Source organism: Mesorhizobium sp. M7A.F.Ca.US.005.03.2.1 (genome assembly GCF_003997795.1).
GTDB classification, from domain to species: domain Bacteria; phylum Pseudomonadota; class Alphaproteobacteria; order Rhizobiales; family Rhizobiaceae; genus Mesorhizobium; species Mesorhizobium ciceri.
The window spans coordinates 1-3,597 of record NZ_RZRP01000658.1 but is presented as its reverse complement, the minus strand read 5'-3'; the positions used below and the strand labels follow the sequence as shown (position 1 = coordinate 3,597).

Sequence of the window (3,597 nt, the reverse complement as noted above, 5' to 3'; positions counted from 1 at the left end):
GTGTCGACCGTGCCGCCCGTACGCTGCGGATCGAGCATCTGCTCGACCGCAAGACGGATCGGCTGTCCGGCGGCGAGATGCAGCGCGTCTCGATCGGCCGCGCCATCGTGCGCAAGCCGCGTGTGTTCCTGATGGACGAGCCGCTGTCTGCGCTCGACGCCAAGCTGCGCGAGGCGCTGCGGACTGAACTGAAGAACCTGCAGATACAGCTCGGCGCCACCTTCCTGTTCGTCACCCACGATCAGATCGAGGCGATGTCGATGGGTGACAAGGTCGGCGTGCTCAACCATGGCCGAATCGTCCAGACCGGCACACCGCATGAGATCTACAACAATCCACGCGACACCTATGTGGCGAGCTTCGTCGGCTCGCCGCCGATGAACCTCATCGACGGCAAGCTCGTGAACGGCCGCGCGGTGATGGCGCCGCTGAATTTCGAATTGCCTTTTTCAGGGGGTGCCAAGGCGGGCGGGGCGACCGATGGTCGCCCGCTCGTCTTCGGCATTCGTCCCGAGGACGTCCATCTCGAGAGCGGCGCGCCGGTCGAGGCGCGTGTCCACGACGTCGAGAACCACGGCGTCGAAAAGATCCTGACGCTGCGCGTCGGCGACACGACACTGCGTGCCACCGTGCCGGCCAGGACCGATGTCGCCATCGAGCAGGCGGTGCGCTTTGCCTGGAACCCCGACAAGGTGGTGCTGTTCGACAAGGGCAGCGGCGTCAGCTTGCGACACGCCTCATAGGCTGCATGCGAGCCTATTTCTGGAAGTAGGTTTCGTAGGGCGTGTCGTTGATCAGCAGGATCACGCATTCCGTGTCGGAGACGCAGGCGTCGTCATGCATCTCATTGGCTTTCTGGGTCCAGTAGGATCCAGGAGGCAGTTCGACCTTGGTCGCCTCGCCGCCATCCATCTGCCAGTGCGCCCACATCCTCTTTATGACCACCGCACGATAATCCGCGGTGTGCGCATGGACCGGTGCGCGCCAGTTGCCGGGAACCTTCAGCAACGTGCCTGCCGGACCCTTGGCCCGCTCGCCCCACAATGGGCCAAGACGATGCGGCTGGTCGGGTACTTCCGCCATATAGGGGATCCTGTCGGCCGGCAGGTAGCTGTCCTCGAGGGCAAAGGCGCGCCCGGGAACCGCAAGCATGACGGCGAGTGCGATGAGCTTCGGATGATTTGGCATTGGTTCTCCTCTTCGGACCGGCTTGCCGCCGGCCTCTCGCTGCCTGGTTCTGGCAAGCTATTGCATGCGGGTGGCCCGGCAATGGCATTGCGTCCGGAAGGCTTGGCAATTCATCCAGACCCAGCGATCCACGGCCGCGCTGCGGCTGGTGCCGATGCGATTGATGCCGCGCGCCATGTCGATCATCCTGACCGGCGTTTCGCTGGCGACCGTCTGTGCGGCGCCGGTCGGCGCCTATGTCGGTGACATCTGGGGCTGGCGCACGGCCTTCATGATTGCGACCGTGGTCGCCGCCCTGGCGCTGCTGGTGCAGCTGGCCACCATTCCGAAATTGCCCCCCGTGGGTGTGGCAAGCTTCCGCACCTTGCTCGACGTGCTGAAGCGTCCGTCGATCAGAGTGGCGCTGCTGGTCGCTTCGTGACACTTTGCCGGCTTCACCTATGTCCGTCCCTTCCTCGAGAAGGTCCCCGTGCTCGACATCGAGACGATCTCGCTGGTGCTGCTGGCCTATGGCATTGGCGGCTTCTTCGGCAATGTCGCCGGCGGCATCCTGGCCGAGCGCAGCCTCAAGGCAGCCGTTGGGCTGGCGCCCTTGCTGATCGCACCGGCCGCCGCCTCGATGCTGGTTTTCGGAGCTTCGCCGACGATCGCCGCTGCCGCCGTTGCGGTCTGGGGCTTTGCTTTCGGCGCGGTTCCGGTCGGGCTGCAGAGCTGGCTGGTGCGGGCAGCACCCGACCAGGCAGAAAGCGCCGGCGGACTGATGGTGGCGACGTTCCAGGTGGCGATCGCGCTCGGCGCCGTCTTCGGCGGCCTGCTGGTCGACCACACCGGCGTCGCCAGTGCCTTCGCCCATTGCGGCGCGGCGACATTGCTGGCGGCCAGCGTGGTGTTCCTGCGCGGCCCGAAGCAGGCCGAGTAGCCTCGCCGCAATCAGGCTTCCCTGACACCTGCGCGTCGGCCCGAGAACCATCACGGTTTTCGGGTCGACGCCGTTGTGACGGCAGCGACGAACGAACTCAGGCCGACCGCCCGTCGAAATCGAAGACCGACAGGGTCGAGGGGTCGAGATCGGCCACGCAGTTGATGTTGATGTAGGCGCTGCGTTCACGGCCCTCGCGGACATCCTCCGCAAAGGGATGGATGCCGCAGGCCCGGCAGAACCGGTGCGCGATGGCATGATTGCCGAATGTGTAGGTGCCCAAATCGTCGCCCCAGGCCAGGACCCGCAAGGTCCCGTGCGGGATGGCACACAACAGGGCGCCCTTGCGCGAGCAGATCGAGCAATTGCACCTGATGGCGCTGGTCAGTTCGGCCTTGAATTCGAAGGCGACCTTGCCGCAGTGGCAACTGCCTTTGTTCCTCGCATTCGACAGGGTGCAAAACCGTCTGCGCCGGGTTAAGTCTCGGCAAGCCAGGCACTGGCCGCTATCCCTTAAGACGTTCAGGGCGTCCGGAGTCCGACACCGAAAATGCAATCCGTCCGTGATCATCTGGAAATCATCCTTGCGCGCCTCGCCGCCCGTGCCGGCGAAGAGCGTGTGTTCACGAAGCTCTATGCCGAAGCCGCGAGGGCCGCGGCCGATGCCAGCGATGCGCGCAGCCAAGCCGGCGTGACGCTCGGGCCGCTCGACGGCACCATCGTCTCGATCAAGGATTTGTTCGATGTCGCCGGCGAGCCAACCACGGCCGGCTCGCTGATGCTCAAGACCGCCGCGCCCGCCTTGCGCGATGCCGTGATCGTCAGCCGGCTGCGGCAGGCCGGCGCGGTCATCGTCGGCAAGACCAACATGACCGAATTCGCCTTCACCGCGATCGGTGACAACCAGCACTATGGCACGCCCGGCAATGCGATGGATGCCAGCCGTATCCCGGGAGGTTCGTCTTCGGGCGCCGGCGTTTCGGTCGGCGAAGGCACCTGCGACATCGCCATTGGCTCGGATACGGGCGGTTCGGTGCGCATACCGGCATCGCTGAACGGCGTCGTCGGCTTCAAGCCGACGGCGCGGCGCGTGCCATTGACCGGCGCCTACCCATTGTCGGCAACGCTGGATTCGATTGGACCGCTGGCGCTGAGCGTCACCGCATGCGCGGTCGCCGATGCCGCGATGGCCGGCGAAGAACCGCCGGCATTGCACGTGCCGCTGCCGCTTACCGGGCTTCGCGTCGGCATTCCGCGCGGGCTTCTTTTCGAAGACACTGAAAGTGAGGTCGCCGCGGCGTTCGAACGCAGCCTTCGCGAGATCGAGCAGATAGGAGCGCACCTGGCGGACATATCGATCGACGACTTGCTCGCAGACTTTCGTTCGGCGACCAAGCGGGGCTCGATCGCTGCGATGGAGGGGGCCGAAGTGCATGCCGACTGGCTGGCGACAGGGGCATCCGCGCCGGTCGACCCGCACGTCAGCGGCC

At 65.6% G+C, this 3,597-nt stretch carries 4 protein-coding genes and 1 pseudogene; 3 read left to right on the top strand and 2 right to left on the bottom strand.

The window, feature by feature from the left end; translation table 11 throughout:
• Positions 1-743, top strand: a 743-nt coding sequence (locus EN991_RS27760; protein WP_164769410.1) for an ABC transporter ATP-binding protein, incomplete at its 5' end; no start/stop codon positions are given.
• Between the two features lie 13 nt (positions 744-756).
• Here the strand turns inward: EN991_RS27760 and EN991_RS27755 are convergent.
• On the bottom strand, positions 757-1,188 hold the full coding sequence (locus tag EN991_RS27755) for a DUF4437 domain-containing protein (protein WP_127369949.1): 432 nt from the start codon (positions 1,186-1,188) through the stop codon (positions 757-759).
• 136 nt (positions 1,189-1,324) lie between these two features.
• Here EN991_RS27755 and EN991_RS27750 point away from each other — a divergent pair.
• Positions 1,325-2,107, top strand: a pseudogene (locus tag EN991_RS27750) (MFS transporter); the annotation flags it as partial.
• A 97-nt stretch (positions 2,108-2,204) separates the two neighbouring features.
• Here the strand turns inward: EN991_RS27750 and EN991_RS27745 are convergent.
• Positions 2,205-2,483 carry a GFA family protein gene (locus tag EN991_RS27745; RefSeq protein WP_128278686.1) on the bottom strand — a complete coding sequence of 93 codons (279 nt, stop codon included), beginning with the start codon at positions 2,481-2,483 and terminating at the stop codon, positions 2,205-2,207.
• Positions 2,484-2,657: 174 nt separating this feature from the next.
• Here EN991_RS27745 and EN991_RS27740 point away from each other — a divergent pair.
• Positions 2,658-3,597 (top strand): amidase (locus EN991_RS27740; protein ID WP_127369948.1); only part of this gene is annotated, 940 nt, incomplete at its 3' end.

Coding starts and splice junctions, on each gene's coding strand:
- EN991_RS27755 (WP_127369949.1), bottom strand. CDS start 1,188: ATGCCAAATCATCCGAAGCTCATCGCACTCGCCGTCATGCTTGCGGTT.